The organism is Nocardia amikacinitolerans, assembly GCF_900215415.1.
Lineage (GTDB): Bacteria > Actinomycetota > Actinomycetes > Mycobacteriales > Mycobacteriaceae > Nocardia > Nocardia amikacinitolerans.
Genome location: NZ_OBEG01000001.1, coordinates 947,418 through 966,036, shown reverse-complemented (window position 1 = coordinate 966,036; position 18,619 = coordinate 947,418). Strand labels below are relative to the sequence as shown.

17 protein-coding genes are annotated in these 18,619 nt (G+C 69.2%); 4 read left to right on the top strand and 13 right to left on the bottom strand.

Annotated features, from left to right (window positions below; all coding sequences use genetic code 11):
- Window positions 1–8: 8 nt before the first annotated feature.
- The gene (locus tag CRP45_RS04535; protein ID WP_245909891.1) at window positions 9–647 is read left to right on the top strand and encodes a DUF3841 domain-containing protein; all 639 of its coding nucleotides are present in this window, start codon (window positions 9–11) and stop codon (window positions 645–647) included.
- Here the strand turns inward: CRP45_RS04535 and CRP45_RS04530 are convergent.
- From CRP45_RS04530 to CRP45_RS04475, 12 genes are all read right to left on the bottom strand, one after another.
- Complete coding sequence (locus tag CRP45_RS04530) at window positions 617–1,702, bottom strand: protein kinase family protein (protein ID WP_097244564.1); 1,086 nt, start codon at window positions 1,700–1,702, stop codon at window positions 617–619. The two genes, CRP45_RS04535 and CRP45_RS04530, sit on opposite strands and share 31 nt — an antisense overlap.
- Window positions 1,703–2,303: 601 nt before the next feature.
- The gene (locus CRP45_RS04525; RefSeq protein WP_097243905.1) at window positions 2,304–2,894 is read right to left on the bottom strand and encodes a GNAT family N-acetyltransferase; all 591 of its coding nucleotides are present in this window, start codon (window positions 2,892–2,894) and stop codon (window positions 2,304–2,306) included.
- On the bottom strand, window positions 2,891–3,868 hold the full coding sequence (locus CRP45_RS04520; RefSeq protein ID WP_143861331.1) for an ABC transporter substrate-binding protein: 978 nt from the start codon (window positions 3,866–3,868) through the stop codon (window positions 2,891–2,893). Before CRP45_RS04520 ends, CRP45_RS04525 begins: the two co-directional genes overlap by 4 nt.
- A 32-nt stretch (window positions 3,869–3,900) precedes the next feature.
- Window positions 3,901–4,983 carry a FecCD family ABC transporter permease gene (locus CRP45_RS04515; protein WP_097243903.1) on the bottom strand — a complete coding sequence of 361 codons (1,083 nt, stop codon included), beginning with the start codon at window positions 4,981–4,983 and terminating at the stop codon, window positions 3,901–3,903.
- On the bottom strand, window positions 4,980–5,789 hold the full coding sequence (locus CRP45_RS04510; protein ID WP_097243902.1) for an ABC transporter ATP-binding protein: 810 nt from the start codon (window positions 5,787–5,789) through the stop codon (window positions 4,980–4,982). The genes CRP45_RS04515 and CRP45_RS04510 overlap by 4 nt, the downstream gene beginning before the upstream one ends.
- Window positions 5,786–6,715, bottom strand: a complete 930-nt coding sequence (locus CRP45_RS04505; protein ID WP_067783758.1) for a GHMP family kinase ATP-binding protein — start codon at window positions 6,713–6,715, stop codon at window positions 5,786–5,788. The genes CRP45_RS04510 and CRP45_RS04505 overlap by 4 nt, the downstream gene beginning before the upstream one ends.
- Window positions 6,712–7,548, bottom strand: coding sequence for a class I SAM-dependent methyltransferase (locus CRP45_RS04500; protein ID WP_097243901.1), 837 nt, complete (start codon window positions 7,546–7,548; stop codon window positions 6,712–6,714). Before CRP45_RS04500 ends, CRP45_RS04505 begins: the two co-directional genes overlap by 4 nt.
- Window positions 7,545–8,855: an MFS transporter gene (locus CRP45_RS04495; RefSeq protein WP_067783764.1), complete on the bottom strand. Its 1,311-nt coding sequence runs from the start codon at window positions 8,853–8,855 to the stop codon at window positions 7,545–7,547. The genes CRP45_RS04500 and CRP45_RS04495 overlap by 4 nt, the downstream gene beginning before the upstream one ends.
- Window positions 8,852–9,886 carry a mandelate racemase/muconate lactonizing enzyme family protein gene (locus CRP45_RS04490; protein ID WP_097243900.1) on the bottom strand — a complete coding sequence of 345 codons (1,035 nt, stop codon included), beginning with the start codon at window positions 9,884–9,886 and terminating at the stop codon, window positions 8,852–8,854. The genes CRP45_RS04495 and CRP45_RS04490 overlap by 4 nt, the downstream gene beginning before the upstream one ends.
- A gap of 2 nt (window positions 9,887–9,888) precedes the next feature.
- Entirely contained in the window at window positions 9,889–10,938 is a 1,050-nt protein-coding gene (locus tag CRP45_RS04485; RefSeq protein ID WP_097244563.1) for a PLP-dependent cysteine synthase family protein, read from the bottom strand.
- Entirely contained in the window at window positions 10,935–11,795 is an 861-nt protein-coding gene (locus CRP45_RS04480) for an aldo-keto reductase family protein (RefSeq protein WP_097243899.1), read from the bottom strand. Before CRP45_RS04480 ends, CRP45_RS04485 begins: the two co-directional genes overlap by 4 nt.
- The gene (locus tag CRP45_RS04475; protein ID WP_179830755.1) at window positions 11,792–13,048 is read right to left on the bottom strand and encodes an ATP-grasp domain-containing protein; all 1,257 of its coding nucleotides are present in this window, start codon (window positions 13,046–13,048) and stop codon (window positions 11,792–11,794) included. The genes CRP45_RS04480 and CRP45_RS04475 overlap by 4 nt, the downstream gene beginning before the upstream one ends.
- Before the next feature lie 191 nt (window positions 13,049–13,239).
- Between CRP45_RS04475 and CRP45_RS04470 the strand changes: the two genes are divergently transcribed.
- Window positions 13,240–13,935, top strand: coding sequence for a DUF8020 domain-containing protein (locus CRP45_RS04470; protein ID WP_097243897.1), 696 nt, complete (start codon window positions 13,240–13,242; stop codon window positions 13,933–13,935).
- A 447-nt stretch (window positions 13,936–14,382) separates the two neighbouring features.
- Here CRP45_RS04470 and CRP45_RS04465 read toward each other — a convergent pair whose 3' ends face one another.
- Window positions 14,383–15,663 carry an ATP-binding protein gene (locus tag CRP45_RS04465; RefSeq protein ID WP_097243896.1) on the bottom strand — a complete coding sequence of 427 codons (1,281 nt, stop codon included), beginning with the start codon at window positions 15,661–15,663 and terminating at the stop codon, window positions 14,383–14,385.
- 375 nt (window positions 15,664–16,038) lie between these two features.
- On the opposite strand from CRP45_RS04465, the gene CRP45_RS04460 reads away from it, so the two are divergent.
- Together CRP45_RS04460 and CRP45_RS04455 are read left to right on the top strand one after the other, a co-directional pair.
- The gene (locus CRP45_RS04460; protein ID WP_097243895.1) at window positions 16,039–16,959 is read left to right on the top strand and encodes an ABC transporter ATP-binding protein; all 921 of its coding nucleotides are present in this window, start codon (window positions 16,039–16,041) and stop codon (window positions 16,957–16,959) included.
- Window positions 16,956–18,581 carry a polyketide antibiotic transporter gene (locus CRP45_RS04455; RefSeq protein WP_097243894.1) on the top strand — a complete coding sequence of 542 codons (1,626 nt, stop codon included), beginning with the start codon at window positions 16,956–16,958 and terminating at the stop codon, window positions 18,579–18,581. Before CRP45_RS04460 ends, CRP45_RS04455 begins: the two co-directional genes overlap by 4 nt.
- The last annotated feature ends 38 nt before the right edge of the window (window positions 18,582–18,619 follow it).

The window sequence follows — 18,619 nt, the reverse complement described above, 5'->3', positions numbered from 1 at the left end:
ATGGCTCGATGCGATTGTGGACATTGCAGGCACCGGAGGTGATCAGCGCCCTCCAGTCCCGTGGTGTCTACCGAGCTGATTGGGATCTGGTCACCCCGAATTGGCGCTCTGCCTTCCGTGACATGGCCGCCGAGATGCGGCGCCGTGGCATCGAATGTCATGGCGCGCCACCGATCTGGTGTTGGCCGGGCAGGACGTGGTGCCGGTCTGCCGTACGCTCGACCGCGAATCTGCTACTCGGCGACCACGAGTGGGCACACGGCCGCTGGCTGGTCGAACTCCGTGTCCCGGAAGCGCTGACCATGCCGACCTCCTACGCCGTGTGGAACGACTACCTCGGCTACACCATGGGTTTCGACGACGGCCCCGAACACATGGATTGGTCCGGCACCCTGGTGTGGGAACGAGACAGACTCCAGGTGACCATCCCCGAATTGCGCCGGGAGTGGGTGGTACGCGCGAAGCCCTACCCACCCGACGCCGAAACCGCCGCCCGCATCGCCGCCGATCCACTGCTTGTCCCCCACCGATCGCAGGTCGAGGCACCTACATGGGCATGGCCGCCTGTCCAGGTCGTCGGCCGGGATTCCGCCGAGTCCACCGGCTTCTGGGGATGTCACACGGGCGGAACGAGCACAGAGGTCTGATCGCCCAGCAGGCGGCGGATCTCCTGGTCCGGATACGGGGTGCTCCGGCTCGCCTGTTGGAACGAACGCATGAACCCGGACATCGCCGCGGCGATGGGCGTGTGCCGGGTGAGGACCGCGGCGACCTCCTCCGGGACACCCTCCGCCCGTTTGCCCTCGGCGATGGCGCACGCCATCGCCGACCGTTTCTCCCGGTCCTCCCACCGGAACCCATAGAAGGCGGTGAGCAGCCAGTTGACCAGGTAGGTGGTGGTGTAGCCGCGGTCGTAGCTCTGGTTCTGGTCGAAGAACGCGGCCTCGGTCGGCGAGAGGTCGAATCCGGAGGAGAGCGCGAGGCCGTAGTCGCCGAAGTAGAGGCGTCGACCGTCGGTCAGGATGTTCTCGAAGTGCGCGTCGAGGTGCAGCAGCCCACGGCTGTTCATGAACGCGGCGCCGGTGGCCAGTTCTCGCTCCACCATGGCGTAGGCACGGTCGGCGGCCTCCTCGCCCGCCTCGATCTGGGCGTTCAGCCACTGGTGCAGGGTCTGTGGGATGTACTCCAGGAACAGCGTGATACTCGCCGAAGAGTCCCGCAGGGCCTGGATTCGGTGGCGTATCTGCGGTCGGTTGTCCCAGTAGGCGACGGCGCGGTCGATGTCGGCGAGCTCGGGCGGCAGCGGCGTCGTGTCCGGCAGCACCCGCCAGTGGTACATCAGCGGGAAGCCCTCGTGTTCGGCGGCGAGCACCCAGTTCGTCGTCATTGTGTGCACCGCGAGCTCGCGCCAGGCCCCGAAGCCTGCCCCGCCGATGAGCCCGACGCCGTAGTGGTAGAACTGCGGCAGGTCGAACAGGTTCGCCGTGGACCGGACGTGCTGCGGCTGCCGTTCCAGGTCGGTGAGGGGAACTCGCTTCACGAAGACCGGGGTTCCGGCGACCTGCAGCAGCGCCGACTTCCCGCCGATACCGGCACCGAGCGGTGCGGCCGCGTCCACGAGCTCGCGCAACGCGCGATCGCTGTGCAGCGCCAGGGCGGTGGAGACGGCGCTGTGGGCGTGCAGGCGCGCCGGGCGCGACATGTCGCGGGTCGTCGCCGCGTCAGATGACGAGGACGTCACTGCGTCAAGGGAATTCGCCGCGGCCTTCATGCGGGCGTCGACCTCGATTCGGCCATGGCCACGCGGTCGTGCCTGCGGCCTCCGGAGCGGGCAGGAGGTCGGTCTGGGGCCGCACCCGACGGCGTTCCCGGCTTGTCCCCCGGAACCGCACTCTATGTCACGACCTTCACGCGACGACTCCACGTACCGAGAGACGAGGCGTCGGGCGTACGCGTGAGGCTACGAGGCCGCTGGTATTCGGTATGCCGCCGCCCCGGAGAACGCGAACTGGCCGACGCTCGATCACCGAATGCGACCGCAAACTCGCCAAACACCGCGCCGCCGACCCCGGCGCAAACCTGTCCCTCGGCGACATCTCAGCCGTCCTCGCCGCGAGGACACGATCCGACCGAGCGCGTTCGCTGAATGGAACCGCGACGACGCCGGAATCGACGACCTCGTGATCCGGTCTATCCGCGAAGGGATCGAGAACGCGAACGGCGTCCACGACGTGCTCGCCGAACCCGATCCCCATGGACTGGAGCGGACATTCGCACGATGACCACCGAATCCAGCGTGCTGTTCAGCTGTGTTCCACCCCGCCCTCGTTGTTCTTGCGTGGGTTGGGCCACGCGCGAGGGAGGGGGATCTCCAGGTGCACCGTCTGGAATCCGGTGTGCGGTCCGCGGGCGTCGTGGACGATTCGGCCGAAGGTGAGCCAGAAGTCCAGGGCGCCTGGTGTTCGCGCGTCGGTGTGGAGGTACAGCCGGTCGAACGCCGGTGTGGCGGAGACGTGGTCGATCGCCTCGCGGACCAATCGGGTTGCCAGGCCGCGGCGGTGGTGTTCGGGGCGGACGTAGACCCGGAACAGTTGTGCGGTGCTCCGGTCGGGGAATTCTTCCGCCAGCCAGGCTGGGTGCGGTGGGTGGCGTGGGCCTTGGGCGCGGATCGCCGTGGTGGCGACTATGCGGCCCTCGTGCTCGGCGACCCAGAGCTGGTTGAGCGGGTGACGCAGATACGTCGTTTCCGGGTCGATCACGTCATGGTGGTGTTCGGGCAGGTAACCGATGCCGAAGACTTCGTAGAAGGTGTCCAGCATGACGCTGCGGGCGCCGGGAAGATCGTCGGGTCCGGCCATGCGCAGTCGGTAGCCGGTGGCGGCGGGCGCGCTCATCGTTGTTCTCCGAGCTCGCGGTCGAGTACTTCGAGGCCCTCGACGGCGACCGGCCCTGGGCCGGTGTAGCCGAACGGGATAGCGATGATCCGGTTGTCGCGGATCGCGCGGAGCCCGGCCAGTTCGGGGCGCTCGCGCAGGGCGTTGCGTGCCGATTCCGGGGTCTGGGTTCCTTGGGTGAGCAGGATGATCACCTCCGGGTCGCGCTGAATGAGTGTCTCGGTGTTGGCGTCGAAGCTGCGTTTGGCGACGTCGCCGAAGACGTTGTCCAGGCCGAGCAGACGCATCTGGGTGGCGACGGTGCTGGTGCTGCCGTAGGCGCTGAGTTTGGCACCGTCGCGGGAGATGATCAGCGCCGCGGCGGGTCGGGTCGTCTGGTCGGCGGGGTGTCGGTCGGCGACCGCGGCTACGCGCTGTTTCAAAGCGGTGACCTCGGCGCTCGCGGCCGCGGACGTGCCGAACAGCCGACCGTACAGCTCGATGTCGGCGAAGATGTCGTCGTAGCTTCCCGCCGCGTCGCGGCAGTAGCCGCGGGTCACCAGCAGAGGAATGTTCACCCGCGCCAGGTCGTCGGGAGTGACCGCGGCGCCCTCGTAACTCACCACCAGGTCGGGCGTGCGGTTGATGATCTCCTCGCGTGCGAGTTCACCGGTGGGAGCGGTGACTTCGATGTTCTTGAGCGCGTCGGCGTATTGGCCGGGGAACGGCGCGGTTTCGAAGGTGCGGGTCACGACGCGGTCGGCGGCGCCCGCGGCCGCGATGAGTGGAGCCGCGACGGAGCCGACCGTCACCACCCGCCGAGGCGGGGCGGTGAAGGTGACGTCGCGGCCGCAGCTGGAGATCGTCATCGGAAAGCCCTCCGACGCTTCGACGGTGGCGGGAGCAGGGCTGCCGCAGCCGGTCAGCAGCGCTGCGGTGAGCAACGCGGCGGGTAACGGCGCGAGCCGGGCGGCCCGGGTGAAACTTGTGGACACGATATCGGGGTTCCTTTCATGCAAGGTGAGTTTCAGGTGGGTGAGTGCCGAAACCGGCGGATCAGTACCAGCAGCAGCGGCGCACCGACGACCGCGGTGACGATCCCGAGCGGAAGCTCGCGTGGCGCGAAAACCACGCGCGCCGCGACGTCGGCGACGACGAGGAACAGTGCGCCGAGCACCGCCGAGAGCGGGATCAGCCGACGATGCGTCCCGCCACCGCACAGGCGCGCGACATGCGGCACGATCAGGCCGACGAAGCCGATCGCGCCCGCCACCGCGACTACCGCGCCGATGGCGAGCGCGACAACGCCCAACGCGATCATCCGGAGCCGGACCGGGGACAGGCCAAGCGCGCGGGCGGTGTCGTCACCCGCGGCGAGCACGTCCAATCGCGCCGCGAGCAGCAGCAAGGCGCCCACCGCGGCCGCGGTGACCAGCGCAGTGGTCGCCACCGACGACCAACCGGCCGAACTGAGCGAACCCAGCAGCCAGAACAACACCGTCCGGGCGCCCTCCTGGTTGTCGGAGGCGAAGATCAGGAAGCTGGTGGCCGCGGAGAACAGGTAACCGATCGTGACCCCGCCCAGCAGCAGCCGCAGGGAGGTCATCTGCCCATTGATCCTGGCGATGGCGAACAACAGCACCGTCGCGGCCAGCGCACCGGCGAACGCACTCGCCGCCAGCGCGGCGGTGGTGGCGGCGGTGACGCCGAACAGCAGCGACACCGCGGCGCCCGTCGACGCGCCGGAGGTGACGCCGAGGATGTGCGGGTCGGCGAGCACGTTGCGCACCAACGTTTGCAGCACCGCGCCCGCGACGGCCAGCGCAGCGCCGACCATGGCGCCGAGCAGCACCCGCGGCACGCGTACCAGCCAGACGATGGAGTCCTGCGCTGGAGTCCAGTCCGCTACCGCGGGCGTCCCGAAGATGTGGTGGCCGACGATGCGTGCGACGGTGCCGGGCGGCACCCACACCGGGCCGAGCCCGATGGCAACGATCAGCGTCACAGTAAGGGCGGCACCGAGGCCGCCGAGCCACAGCACGGTAGTCGCGCGGTGTCGAGCGTGGTCGAGATCGTCGGTGTCTTCGCCGCTAGCCACGGTCGCGGTCATCGCACGGCCGCCTTTCCGGAATCGAGTATCTCGGCGTGCGCTCCTGGGTCGCGGGGGCCGAACAGCAGTTGCAGCGCGCCGAAGGCGGCGGACATGTGGACCGAGACCCCGTAGACGGGTTCGAGGATGCCAGGTGTGAGCACGTCCTCGACGGGTCCCGAGGCGGCTACCCGGCCTTGGTTCAGCAGCACCAAACGGTCGCAGTAGCGGGCGGCCAGATTCAGATCGTGCAGCACCACCAGGGTGGTCGTGGTTGTCAGTTCCCGGATGAGGCCGAGCAATTCGTGCTGGTAACCGATGTCGAGATGGTTCGTCGGTTCGTCGAGCAACAGGTGGTCGGCCTGTTGTGCCAGCGCCCGTGCGATGAGCACCCGCTGTCGCTCTCCGCCGGAGAGGGCGGAGTAGGCGCGGTCGGCCAGGTGGCGGGCGCCGACCCGATCGAGCGCGGCGGCGGCGGCGATGCGGTCGGCCCGCGAGTATCCCTGCAGCGCACTGGCCCAGGGGGCGCGACCGAGCAGCACCGTCTCGGCGACGGTGATCGCCGTCTCGGCCGGCGATTCCTGCGCGACGACGGCCAGTCGCGCCGCCAGCGCCCGGCCGCGCAGTGCTTCGACCGGAGTGCCATCGATGACCACCGAGCCGGACCGGGGCCGCAGTGCGCGATAGAGCAGCCGCAGCAGCGTGGATTTACCCGAGCCGTTGGGCCCGATGAGGCCCACCATGGTGCCGGGTTCGGCGACCAACCCGACGCCGTCGAGCACGATTCGACCGCCGTAGGAGAAGCCGACGTCGTCCACGGTGATCATCGAGTCACCACCTCCACGGCGTGCCGTGGGGGCGCGGTCCAGTCCGGTGGGGCGGGTCGCCACGTGTGGTGGACCGTAACCGCTGTGCCGAAGCTGGCGCAGATTCGCTGTGCGGCAGCCACTTTCACGGGTAGATCCGGGTCTGCCTCATCCAGCAGGATGCCGGTGGTTGTGCCGCTGTGCGCGACGACCACTCCGGCCGCGCCCAAATCTCTGGCCGCGCTGATGGTCGTGTCTAGATGCGGCCGAGACCGCAGCACGGTGCTCAGTTCCGCGCTGCGGGTGGCCACCGCGCCGATCGCTGTCACGTCGCGGCGCGCGACCGCGACGGCGAGAGTAGTGAGCAGATCGCTGTATTCGCGTTTGGCGGCCGCGGTGAATGCCGGCCGATTGCGGTTGAAGGCGACCGTGTCCACGTGGCCGCCCTCGTCTCCGGTGACGATGGTCAGCGGCGGCAGCGCACCGAGCATGCCCAGCAGCCGAACTTCGCGGTGGTAGAAGGCGACCGCGCCCGGATACATCACTCCATCGGAAGGTTCGATGCGCCGCAGTTCGGTCTCGATCTCGGCCGCGCTGATGTCTCGGCCCTCGGCGTCGGCCACGGCCCGCGCGGTGGCGACCAGGTCGGCGGTGGAACTGGCCAGCCCTTTGCCCTCGGGCAGATCCCCGAGCAGGGTGAGCACACCGCCACGCACGACCGTCGAGCGCGCGAGCAGCGCGCTGGCCAGGGCGCGGGACTTGGTCTTGTGCGCGGGAATCACGGTGACGGTGTGGCGTTGCGGGTCGGGCTCGAACACCGCGACCGCGCCGCGGGCGATGGGCAGGGTCACCAGGAAGTCGCGGTCGTGCTCGGCGGTGGCGCCTTGCAGCAGTTCGCCGCAACTGCCGAACGCGCTGCCGACGCCGACCTGGGGTAGGGCGGTCATCGCGGGCCCGAGCCGGTGTGGCGGGCGACCACGTGTACACGGTCGCCGTCGAGGCGCTCGGACAGCACGCCGTCGGCGGGCCAGCGCGGTGTGGTCAACGGGCCCGGTGCGTCGAACAGGGCAAGCACCTCGAATCCCGCACCGGTCAGCAGGTGGCGCAGCTCCTGCGGGAACAGCAATCGCCAGGCGGTGTGCTGGACGACCGGCTCGGGACACCCGGGCCACGTCCAGGTCCGCTGTCTGCGTAGCAGTTGCGCGGGCAGGTCGACGGTGAGCGAGGTGCGCGAGGTGTAGGCGACGCCTTCCCAGTCGACCTGCCGGACGATTTCCTCGTCGAGCAGTTCGCGCCTGCCGCGATCGGTGAGCAGGAACGCACCGTTGCGCATCTCCAGGATGAGCAGCCCGCCGATACGCAGGCAGGCGGCGAAACGGTCGAGCGCCGCGACGATCTCGGCGGTGTCGTGCAGGTGCAGCAGCGTGCTGCCCAAGCAGGTGAGCACGTCCACCGGCGTCTCCGCCCGCAGCGTGCGGGCGTCGCCGACGCTGAAATCCGCTGCCGGGTAGCGAATCCGGGCGTACTCGACCATACGGGGTGAGATGTCGACGCCGCGGGCTCGGTAGCCGAGTTCGGTGAGACGGGCCGCGTCGCGACCGGTGCCGGAACCGACGTCGAGCAGATTATCGAGCGCGCCGACGCCGAAGCGTGCCACCAGGTCCGCGACGAAGCGCGCGTTGCGTTCGCCGGTGTCGGGGAAGGTGCGTTCGTAGAGCGCGGGATTGTCGGTCAGCAGGTTCTCGCTGAGCAGAACCGGGCCCTGATCGTGAGCGGTCATCGAGCGGACTCGCCTTTCGCCGTGCGACTCGTGGTCGCGGTGATCGGTCGGGGTTGTGCTGTGGTGGCCTCGGGGAGGTAGCCGCGGCTGCGCAGCACTAGCACCGCCACGGCCGACAGCAATCCGGTACCCGCGCACAGCAGGGCAGGTGGCCAGGTCAGCGGACCGCCCGCGTGGTCGACGGCCGTCCCGACGAGACTGGTGGACGCCACGGTGAACACACCGGAGGCCAGGTAGAACGCGCCGAAGTAGGTGCCGGTCAAGTGCGGTCCGCTGAAGCGGGGAATCGCCTCGTTCACGAAAGGCTGTACGGCCATCACACCGAAGGCGAGTACTACCGCGGCGACCACGACCGGCGCGACGCGCGCCGCGACCGCGACGAAGCCGTCGCCGCCGGGTGACAGAATCGCCGCGGCGGCGGGCGGGACGAGGAACGCCGCACCCAACACGGCCATGCCCAGTGCCATCGCCGAACCCCGATCGGTTCGCCGGGAGAGCATCCTGGTTGTCGGAACTTGTAGTGCCACCACCGCTATCGTCTCGACGATGAACAGCACCGCGACGGCCGCGGAGCCCGCGGACGGCCCAGCGAGATCCTGCACCTGCAGGGTGAACAGGAAGTAGATCTGGCTCTGCAGGGCGAACATGCCCATCAACGCCAGCGCGAAAGCCCAGAACCGGCGATCGGCGAATACCCGCGCGAAATCCGCGCGCAGCGCGGTGTCTCGGCGCGGGGCGGGCCGGGCGGGCAGCAGGATCAGCTGCGCGATGGTCAATCCGGCGAAGACAGCGGCCGCGGCAACTGCGGTCAACCGGAACCCTGCCCCGACCAGCAGCATCCCGACGACCGGCCCCACCGCCGCGCCGGTATTGCCGAAAACGTTGAACAGGGCGAACGCTTCGGCTGCCCGGTCGCCGCTGTCACGGGCGATGTAGGCGCGCACCGCCGGGTTGAACAGCGCGCCCGCGAATCCGGTGAGCACCGAGGCGAGCAATACCACCGGCAGGGAGCCGCCGACGGCGAACAGGGCGAACCCCGCCGCCCGGATGCCTGCGCCGACGATGATCACCCCCCGCGCGCCGAGGCGATCGGATGCCGAGCCCCCAACCAGGAACAGGCCTTGCTGGCTCAGATTCCGCACGCCGAGCACCACGCCGACCACAGCCGCCGACAGCGCCAGATCGGTGCGCAGATATTCGGCCAGGAACGGCACCAGCATGAAAAACCCGATGTTGCCGCCGAGTTGGTTGACCAGCAACAGGCGCACGGAGAGCGGAAACGTGCCGAACAGCCCGAGCCCCGTCATGCGGCCGCTCGCACGCGCCGCACGCCTAGCCCGGCCCCGGCCGGTCGACGCAGTGTGCCGTCCGCACCACCCAAACCCGTCCACGGATCATCCGCCAGCAGCAGATGACCGTCCAGATCGACCCAGCGCGCGGCCCCGATCAACTGGGCAGCAGGAGCGATGCCCAGCGAGCTCGATGCCTGGCAGCCGAGCAGCACCGGCAGCGCGCGTGCCCTCGCCCAGTCGAGCATCGTGCGCGCCGCGTCGAGGCCGCCGCACTCGGCGAGCTTGATGTTGATGCCACCGATGCCGTCGGGCAGCCGGTCCAGATCGAGGACCGAGCCCGCGTCCTCGTCGGCGAGCACCGGCATCGGCACCTCTCGGGCGACCACGGCGAGCTGGGCGGGATCACCTGCGGCCACGGGTTGTTCGACGGCCGCGATGCCCTCGTCGGCGAGCGCGCCGAGCACCGCGACGGCGGTGCGGACGTCCCAGGCTCCGTTGGGGTCGAGCAGGATTTCCGCAGTCGGCGCAGCCGCGCGAATCGCCCGGACGCGTGCGACGTCCTCGGCCGGTTCCGGTGCGCCCGCTTTGATCTTGAGCACGGTGAACCCCGCCCGCGTCAACCGGTGTGCGGTGGCCTCTGCCTCGACGGGGCTCATCAAGCCGATCGTGTACGCCGTGGGTGCCGAATCCCATTGCGGCAGACCGAGGTACTCACACAACGGCAGTCCGGCGCGGCGGGCGAGCACGTCGTGCACCGCGCTGTCGAGTGCGGCGACCACCGGCAGCGGGAACTCCGCGCGCAGACTCGGCAGCAGCGTGCGGACATGCTCGGGATCGGTGCAGGCCGCGATCCGCTCGGCGAGCCCGCCTAATGCGGTGTCGATCGCGGCGAGGTCGAGGCCGAGGCGTGGGCTGCTGACGACTTCACCGTGTCCGGTATGCCCGTCGGTGGTCAGCGTGACCCACGCCGCGTCTCGCTCCCTCATCGACGCGCGCGAGATACGCAGCGGGCGAGACAATTTCAAGGTGGTAGCCGTCCACGTCATTCTCACGCGCGGATCTCCTTGCCCAACGGGTCCCGGACCACGGCGCACCGCGCCCACCCCCGCGCCTCCTCCGCGTCGGGCGTCGGCAGTTCGACCGGCTCGGTGACGGTCGGTCCGAGCAGTCCATTGCCTCGGCACCATTCGTCGTCGTAGATGCTGCGCAGGTAGCGATGTGGGCCGTCGGGAAAGACGGTGAGTACGCGAGCATCGGGCTCGCGCCGCGCGATCCAGCCGGCGACCAGCGAGGTCGCCCCGGTGCTCCAACCACCCGCGAGACCCACATCGGCGGCCAGCCTCCGGCAGGAGGCCACGGCTTCGGCCGCACCGACCCAGTGCACTTCGTCGAAGTCGTCGTAGGCGACGTTGCGCGGCAGGATGCTGCTGCCGAGGCCGCGCATCAGTCGTGGGCGGGCCGGCTGACCGAAGATGCGCGAGCCGACCGAGTCGACGCCGATGACCCGCAGACTCGGCCAATGGGCGCGCAGCACCCGGGTGAGTCCGGCGCAATGGCCGCCGGAGCCGATGCCCGCGACGAGCACGTCCGCGTGGTCGACCTGTTCGAGCAGTTCATGTGCCATGTCCGCGTAACCGGCGGCGTTGTCGGGATTGTCGTACTGGTCGGGCCAGTACGCGCCCGGTGTAGCGTCGAGCAGTTCGGCCAGCCTGTCGAGCCGGGCGCGCTGCCAGCCACCCTCGGGATGTGGCTCATCAACCACTTCCAGACCGACGCCGAAGGCGGTGAACAGCGCGCGCATCTCCGGCTCGAGTTCGTCGTCGACCACGAGCACGACTGGGTGACCAAGTGCCTTCCCTGCCAGGGCAAGGCCGAGACCCAGTGTGCCGCTGGTCGATTCGATCACCGTCGCACCCGGGGCGAGTTCGCCGCGGGCGCGGGCCGCGCTGAGCATGGACACCGCCGCCCGCGCCTTCATGCCCGCGATGCTCGCGGCCTCCAACTTGGCCAAGTAGCTGCTCGCTCCGGCCGGGATCGGGACGACGGGGGTGCCGCCGACCAACCCGAGGAGCGCAGGCTGCGGGGCGGGTCCGATCATCGGGTGCACGGGAGCCCCCCGTCACGGTAGCGATACAGGGTGCTCGGGCCACCGTCGAGGGAGAAGAAGGGATACGGTTCGGCCGAAATCGCCGTGACGCCCCTGCCGAGGAACCACGGCAGCACCGCGCTGCCGGTCTGGGCGAACAGCACCAGGGGGATCGTTCGGGCGTTCGCTTGGCTCAGCAGTGCGTCGAATGTTTGGTTACCCAGCGTCATTCCGGTGACCAGCATCGAGTCGTAGTCCGACGGCGCATCGGCGACGTTTCGGTGCACGGGCTCATCCCATTCGGTTCGTCCCCCGAGGAGATCGCACGGGTAGTAACCGATGCCACGGGCACGCAGTGCCGCGAGCAGCGAGCCGACCACACCGACGACCAGCACGCGCCGCACGTCCGAGGGCAGCAGGTCCACCACGGCCTCCGCACGCTGCCGGGACTTCTCGAGCGAGCTGCCCCCGGTCAAACCGACGGACTCGGCAGCGACACCAGCTGCGGCAGGGTGCGGCCACGAATGCATCAAGTAGGCATCCAAGACAGCGATTCGGATCGCAGCCAGTGGATGGTCGAGCAGCTGCGCGACCGTCGCGCCGACACAGTCGTCGAGCATGTCCGCGTGTGCGGAATCGTCGCCGGGCTCGAGCCCGCACGAGCCGACGGCCGCGCCGACGCGAATGCTGAGCACCTCGTTCCGGTAGCCGCCGTGACGGCCGGCGTGCCGAGTGCCGTAGCGGGTATGGAACGCGGTGGCCACCGCCAGGTCGGCCGGGTCGGCCCCCAGGCGACCCTTCCTCGCCAAGTCGGTGAGTTCACCGACCGAGCGCGGACGCGGCAGCACGGTGAGATCCGTTGTGGTCATGCCGTCACCCGCGCGACGTCGACGATGAGCTTGTCGATCAGGTCACGCGCCAAATCACCGGCGGTACCCGGCTTTTCGTCGACCACCATGACATGGCCGAGATACGTGTTGTTGTCGGTCGCGACCCGTACCTGCGTGCCGGGCTTCGCTATGACGTGCTCGACGATGCGTGGGTCGGCGTCCCACTGCTCGGCACCGGATACGGCCGTCAGCTCACCGGCGCGGTCGGCTACCGCGAAGGCGATGGCGGCGCTGCCCGTACCGGTCGGACGTGGGGTCAGATCGGGGGTGCCGCCCGCGGCCACCTCGGCATGAACGGCTGCCAGGTCGATGCCGGTCACCAGGCGAACCAGTTCGGTGATCCGATTGCCCGCCGGACGGGGATTGACCTCGATGAGCCGGGGGCCGTCGGCGGTGAGCTTGATCTCGGTGTGCGCGACGGTGTCGTCGAGACCGAGCGCGGCGATCGCCGAACGAGCCACCGCGCTGAGAGCGGCCTGCTCGGCGGCGGTCAGCGCGGCAGGGAACATGTGCCCCGCCTCGATGAACGCCGGTGCTCCGGTCAGCCGCTTGTCGGTCACCCCGACCACCGTGGTGTGGCCACGCACGGTGACCGTTTCGACGCTGAATTCCGGTCCTACCAAACACTCTTCGAGAAGGATCTGCGGCGCGCGCGCCTGCCCCCGCGCGTTCACCGGGAAACCGGCGATCCGCTCGACAGCCGCACGCAACTGCTCCTCGTCGTCGACGCGACAGACATACATGCCGCCGCACAGGTCGACCGGTTTGACGACCAGTGGGTATCCGATTTCCGTTGCGGCGTGCGCTAATTCGTCCCATTTCTCGCCTACGGCGAAGGCCGGTCCCGGTACCTCGGCGTCCCGGCACAGCGCGCGGGTCCGATGCTTCTGACAGGCCGCCGCGACGGCCTCCCGGCTGGGGCCGGGCAAGCCCAGGTCGGCCGCGATCGCCGCCACGGTGGGCAAGTAGTAGTCACACGAGGACAGCACCCCATCGAAGGCCAGCACCTCGTGCAGCCTGCGCACGTACGGCACGAGCGCGGCCTCGTCGTTGGTCTCGGCGGTCAGTACGTTGGCCGCCGTCAGCAGCGGATGCGTGCCAGGCTTCCCGCGCAGGTAATGACCCAGATCTCGGGTGAGAAAGCTGAACGTGTGTCCTCCGTCGCGTATTCCGGCCGGAAGCAGCGTGCTCATCGAGCCGACCCAGCTCTCCACCATCAGTAGATGTCCCACAAACCCTCCAAGCTCGAGCGGCACATAATGATAACCATTTCCACAAAGAGCGCAACTGGCTTCGATGAAGGCTCAACGAGAAGTGTTGCTGTACAACGAATTTCACGAAGAAGTTGCTGATAATGATAATCATTACCGATAATGATTCGGCCGCGCTACCTGCGCGGCCGAATCACGATGAGGAAACCACCATGTTGCTGAGGACCCTTGCCGCGCCCGCACTGGCGCTGACCGCCCTGATCGCCGCGACAGGCACCGTACACGCCGACCCGGGTGACGACCAGGCCATCTCCTTCACCGCTCATGCCACCGACACGTCCTCGGTCATCGAAATCGACTCCGGCGCATTGGTTGTCGAGGATGGAGCGCTGAAAGTGAAGTCCCGAGAAGGCGTTACGGTCGCCGGGACGCCGTTGAAGTTCACTCTCGACGAATTCGAATTCCCGATCGACGCCGCGATCTCCGGCCGCACCGCGACACTGACGCCGGACCTGTCGATGGACCGCGCGGTCTACAAGCCCGTCGCGCTGCCCTACGAGGACAAGGCGCCGTGGAAGACCGAATACGAGCGCGAGCAAGCCGCCTGGTCCCGGATGACCAGCACGATCAGCATGGGCGCCACCATCGGAACCTTGGTCGGCGGCCTTGGCGGAGCCGCGGTCGGCTGTGTGCTCGGCGGCATCGCGGGCGCGACCATCGCCGCGGGAACCATCGCGGGTCTGTTCGGTCCGTTCATCCCCGCCGCGGGCGTCGGCTGCCTCGTCGGCATCGCCGCGGTCGGCGCTCTCGGTACCGTCGCGGGCCAGATCCTGGTCACCGCCCCCGTGGCAATCGGCGCCGCGATCCAGTACTTCACCACGATCAACAGCCCGTTCCCGGCAAAGTAGAAGCGGGGCAGAGTCTATCGCCGCTGCGATAGTGGCAGCCGCGGTCGCAGTCTCGAGAACGCCCGCGGATCGGTGAGTGCCGAACGTGGGCACGACTCGGCGGCGAGGCATCGCCGGTGCCGGCCGACACCTCGGGCGGTGAAGGCGATCGAACGAACCCGACGCGACGGCGGTGACGTCGGCCGCGACGAACGCGCGACGGGTTCGTTCGTGACGCCCCGGCCGTGCCAGTTTTCTGGAGGCCGGGCCGTGGCACGAGTGAGTACCGATCTCGGTGCGTAAATGCGCGTACTGGGTCGGGCTCGACGTCAACACCGCCGCCAGAGGCGAGGCCGTGCGCACGGTGGGCAGCGATCGCTGCATCCCGCCACTGCCCCGGCTGGCACCTCTCGCAGAGCCCTCCCACTACCGCGGCCCCAACACAGCCGGCACCGGGTTGGCCGGATCTCAGAGCCGGGTGTAGTTCGCCTGGTCCTGCTCGAACGCTGCCAGGATCTGCGGTGTCAATGTCAGGCGGGTGTTGGCGACGGCGGCGAGGTAATCCTCGAGGTCGGCGGGTTCGCTCGTGCCCTCGCGCATCGCGCGTTCGAACGCCGACTGGGCACCGGCGCGGGCGGCGAACTCTATGTCCGCGGGGGTGAAATGAGCCGTGGCGCGCACCAGGTGGTCGAGGTCGATGGTCTCGGCCGCGGGGCCGAGGTAGCGCCGCCAGATCGCCTTGCGTGCGGGCTCGTCGGGCGGACCGACCGGAATCACGTAGTCGAATCGGCCCGGCCGCAGGAACGCCGAGTCCAAAGACCGAACCGAGTTGGTCGCACAGATCAGCAACCGGCTGTAGTCCTCTCGGAAGACCGGTATCAGTTTCAGCAGCTCGTTCGTCACTCCATGCGCCGGACTGGTCGCCGTTCCCTCGCGCGCACCGGCGATCTCCTCCACCTCATCGATGAACAACAGCAGCTCGTCTAGCTCGCCCAATTCCGCGAACACCTCACGTAAAGACGCTGCGAGCCCGCCGCTCGCGGTCGCGGCCAGCCGAGAGGGGAACAGCTCCACGAACGGCCAGCCCAGCCGTGAGGCGACCGCTTTCGCGAAACTGGTCTTCCCGGTACCCGGGGGGCCGAACAAGATCACGCTCTTGGGTGGCCGGACTCGATAGCGTTCGGCGACCTCCGGGTTCGCCAACGGCAAGACGATCCGCCGTTCGATGACTTCCTTCTCCCGGTCCATCCCCGCCATCGACTGCCACAATCCGGGTGGCAACAGTCGGCCGCCCAACTCGGTCAGCAAACTGGACTGCGCGGGTGCCAGCGGTGCGACCAGTTCGTAGTACACGAGATCGGTCCTGCGCAGATAGCTGGAATTCTCGAGCGCGACCGACCCGGTGGCACCCTCGGGAAGGAGCGTGCAGATTCGCCGCACCCCATTCGAGCGCAGCCGCCTCTCCAGCTCGGCCAGCAACGCACTGCCGATACCGCGCCGACGCCATCGCGCACCCAGCGCCACCAACAAGACCCACGCGCGCTCGCCCTGGATCTGTGCGACGGCCATGCCCACCATCTCTTCGCCGACCTCGGCCACCACCGCAGGCTGCCCCGCCCGCGCGGACGCAAGCACCTCGGCCAACGCGAACACCGGCTCCCCCGGCGCGGCCATGCGGCTCTGTTCCCAGACCTGAATCATCTGATCCAGATCATCGTCGTGAAATTCGCGAAGACGCCATACCGGCATACACACCTCGAACCGGCATCGAAGGTGGACAACCGAACCGCTACATCCAGTAAACACCTGCCGCACGCGCGAGCAAGCCATTCCGGGCGATCCCGCCACACCGGCAGATCAGTCGAACGACACCGCGGCAGCCCTCCCACCCACCGACCCGCGGATCGCGGTGGGACGACTCGCACGGACCGGCCATGCCGACTTCGTGCTGGCTATCGATGCCCGGTCGTATCACCACGCGACCCGATGACGTGGCACTTCGCTGTCGCGATGTGCGCTGTCGGTCGAAAGCCCCCGGCGACTGCGCTGGTAAAGTACCTTTTACTCAGGTGAGCCGGGAAGTCTGGTCGGCGTGTCGTATCCGCCGACCTTGGAAGGGCTTCCATGTCCACAGCGGCGATGTCCGCGCGCGTCGATACCCGTGCGGCCATCTCGATCGAGCATTTGACCAAGCATTTCGGCCGCACCATCGCGGTCGACGACCTCACCCTGACCGTCGCGCCCGGTGAGGTGTTCGGGTTCCTCGGCCCCAACGGTGCGGGCAAGTCGACCACCATCCGGCTGCTTCTCGGCCTGATCCGCCCCACCGCGGGCGCGGCGCGGGTGTTCGGTGTCGACGCCGGTGACGTGCGGCGCGCGCATTACCACCTCGCCTACGTGCCCGCCGACGTGGCTTTGTGGCCGTCGCTGACCGGTGCCGAGACACTCGAGCTACTCGCCCGCGTCGGCCCCGGCATCGACTTGTCCTATCGCGCCGAGCTGATCGAGCGCTTCGAACTCGATGTCGACAAGCCCGGTAGGGCCTACTCGACCGGCAACCGGCAGAAGGTCGCCTTGGTCGCCGCTTTCGCCTCCCGGGCTCCGCTGCTCGTGCTCGACGAACCGACCAGTGGGCTGGACCCGCTGATGGAGCGGGAGTTCCGCCGGTGCGTCGCCGAGGCACGCGAGCGGGGGCAGACGGTGTTCTTGAGTTCGCATCAGCTCGGTGAGGTCGAGGAGTTGTGCGACAGGGTCGCGATCCTGCGCACCGGACGGCTCGTGGAGATCGCGACGCTGGCCGAGCTGCGGCGACTGCACCGCACGATTGTCGAGGTCGCCTACCAGGGCGAGGCACCGGCGCTAGCGGAGGTGGATGGTGTCGAGGCCATCGAGGTGCTCGACGAGGGTCGGATGCGGTTCACCCTGTCCGGGCCGCCCGCGGCCGCGTTGCGCGCGCTCGCCGCGGCGCAAGTGACGGCGCTGTCGTCTCGGGAACCCACCCTCGAGGAGATCTTCCTCGACTACTACGGGCAGGCACGGCGATGACCGCCACGACGGTCCGGCCGCAGCAGGTGAACGTTTCCGCACCCGGGCGGGCGGCGGCTCGGCTGACCCGCCGCCAGGCCCGCCGCGGCGCGGCGATCGTGGCACTGACCGCCACGGGCCTGTCGGCTCTCGTCGCGGCTCAGTACCGCACGACCTTCGCCGACAGCATCGATGCGGGCGCGCTGCGCGCACTGGCCGAAAACCCCGCGGTGCGAATCCTTTTCGGTACCCCGCTCGCCCTCGATGATCCCGGCGGGTTCACCGTCTGGCGCACCGGAACCCCGGTGGTGGTGCTGTGCGGTATGTGGGCACTGCTGGCCGCCACCCGCCTCACCCGCGGCGAGGAAGACGCCGGACACTGGGACCTGCTGCTCGGCGGCAGGCTGCGCCCGATCGATCTCGTCGCGCGCTGTGCCACCACACTGTGTCTGGCCGCCGCCGTGATCGCGACGGGAGTCGCAGCCGGTTTGGTGGTGACCGGTACGGACCCCACCGGAGCTCTGCTGCACGGGTTGTGTGTGTTCGGAGCGACGGTGGCCTTCGCGAGCGTGGGACTGCTTGCCGCGCAACTGCTGCCGTCTCGGGCGGCGGCCGCCGGGCTCGCCTCGGCTGTCCTCGGGGCGAGCCTGCTGCTGCGGATGCTCGCCGACGGCGTGCCCCCGCTCGCGTGGACCGCTTGGCTCACCCCCTTCGGACTCGCAGCACGCGTCGCCCCATACGCCGACAACCGAATCGAACCGCTGTTCGTTCTGGCGGTACTGGCCATCGTCCCCGCCGCGGCGGCGCTGGTCGCCGCCCGCGGACGCGATCTCGGCGGTGCTCTGATCACCCTGTCCGACACCAGACCCGCCCGCACCCGGCTGCTCGGATCGGTGCTCGGCTTCGCTGTTCGGCGCGCTGTGGCGCCCACCGCGGGCTGGGGTGTGGGGATCGCCGCCTACTTCCTGCTCGTCGGCGCGTTGATCTCCTCGATCCTGGAATTCTTCGCCGAGAACCCGCGTTTCGCCGAACTCGCCGCGACGGCCGGCTTCGGCGGCCTCGATACGGCCACCGGATTCGCCGCCGCGATGTTCGCCCTGCTCGCCATCCCGGCCGGGCTCTACGCCGCCACCCGCATCACCACCTTCGCCGCCGACGAGACCGCGCGCCGCTGGACCGCCCTGCACGCGCTTCCGCTGACCCGAGCCAGGTCGGCGGGAACCGAAATCGCCGTCACCGCAGCGGGTCTCGCGGTGCTGTTGCTCGCCGCGGCGGTCGCGATGTGGGTCGGTGCGGTACTGACCGGTGCGCCGCTGAGCCTGCCCGAGGCCATCGCCGGCGCCGCCAACGTCGCCCCGCTCGCTCTGCTCGCGCTGGGCGCCGCGGCACTGGCCTTGGGCTGGTTCCCCAGTGCGGTCGGGCCGATCGGCGCCGTGCCCGTCGTCGGCGGATTTCTCCTCGACATCCTCGCCCAGAGCACCGGCGCACCCAGCTGGGCCCGCGAAATCTCGCCGTTCGCGCATCTGGCCGCCGTGCCCGACACCGCACCGGACTGGACAGCGAACCTCACCTTCGCCGCCATCGCGATCGCGACCACGACGATCGGACTCTACGGCTACACTCGCCGCGACCTGCGAGGCTGAAGACCCATGTCACAGTTGACGATTCGTCACGGGCGCGG

Bases quoted from the DNA above. Each gene is read 5' to 3' on its own strand.
- CRP45_RS04460 (WP_097243895.1), top strand. From the start codon at position 16,039: ATGTCCACAGCGGCGATGTCCGCGCGCGTCGATACCCGTGCGGCCATC.
- CRP45_RS04525 (WP_097243905.1), bottom strand. From the start codon at position 2,894: ATGAGCGCGCCCGCCGCCACCGGCTACCGACTGCGCATGGCCGGACCC.
- CRP45_RS04465 (WP_097243896.1), bottom strand. From the start codon at position 15,663: ATGCCGGTATGGCGTCTTCGCGAATTTCACGACGATGATCTGGATCAG.
- CRP45_RS04490 (WP_097243900.1), bottom strand. From the start codon at position 9,886: ATGACGTGGACGGCTACCACCTTGAAATTGTCTCGCCCGCTGCGTATC.
- CRP45_RS04470 (WP_097243897.1), top strand. From the start codon at position 13,240: ATGTTGCTGAGGACCCTTGCCGCGCCCGCACTGGCGCTGACCGCCCTG.
- CRP45_RS04495 (WP_067783764.1), bottom strand. From the start codon at position 8,855: ATGACGGGGCTCGGGCTGTTCGGCACGTTTCCGCTCTCCGTGCGCCTG.
- CRP45_RS04480 (WP_097243899.1), bottom strand. From the start codon at position 11,795: ATGACCACAACGGATCTCACCGTGCTGCCGCGTCCGCGCTCGGTCGGT.
- CRP45_RS04455 (WP_097243894.1), top strand. From the start codon at position 16,956: ATGACCGCCACGACGGTCCGGCCGCAGCAGGTGAACGTTTCCGCACCC.
- CRP45_RS04510 (WP_097243902.1), bottom strand. From the start codon at position 5,789: ATGATCACCGTGGACGACGTCGGCTTCTCCTACGGCGGTCGAATCGTG.
- CRP45_RS04505 (WP_067783758.1), bottom strand. From the start codon at position 6,715: ATGACCGCCCTACCCCAGGTCGGCGTCGGCAGCGCGTTCGGCAGTTGC.
- CRP45_RS04535 (WP_245909891.1), top strand. From the start codon at position 9: ATGCGATTGTGGACATTGCAGGCACCGGAGGTGATCAGCGCCCTCCAG.
- CRP45_RS04515 (WP_097243903.1), bottom strand. From the start codon at position 4,983: ATGACCGCGACCGTGGCTAGCGGCGAAGACACCGACGATCTCGACCAC.
- CRP45_RS04485 (WP_097244563.1), bottom strand. From the start codon at position 10,938: ATGATCGGACCCGCCCCGCAGCCTGCGCTCCTCGGGTTGGTCGGCGGC.
- CRP45_RS04500 (WP_097243901.1), bottom strand. From the start codon at position 7,548: ATGACCGCTCACGATCAGGGCCCGGTTCTGCTCAGCGAGAACCTGCTG.
- CRP45_RS04530 (WP_097244564.1), bottom strand. From the start codon at position 1,702: ATGTCGCGCCCGGCGCGCCTGCACGCCCACAGCGCCGTCTCCACCGCC.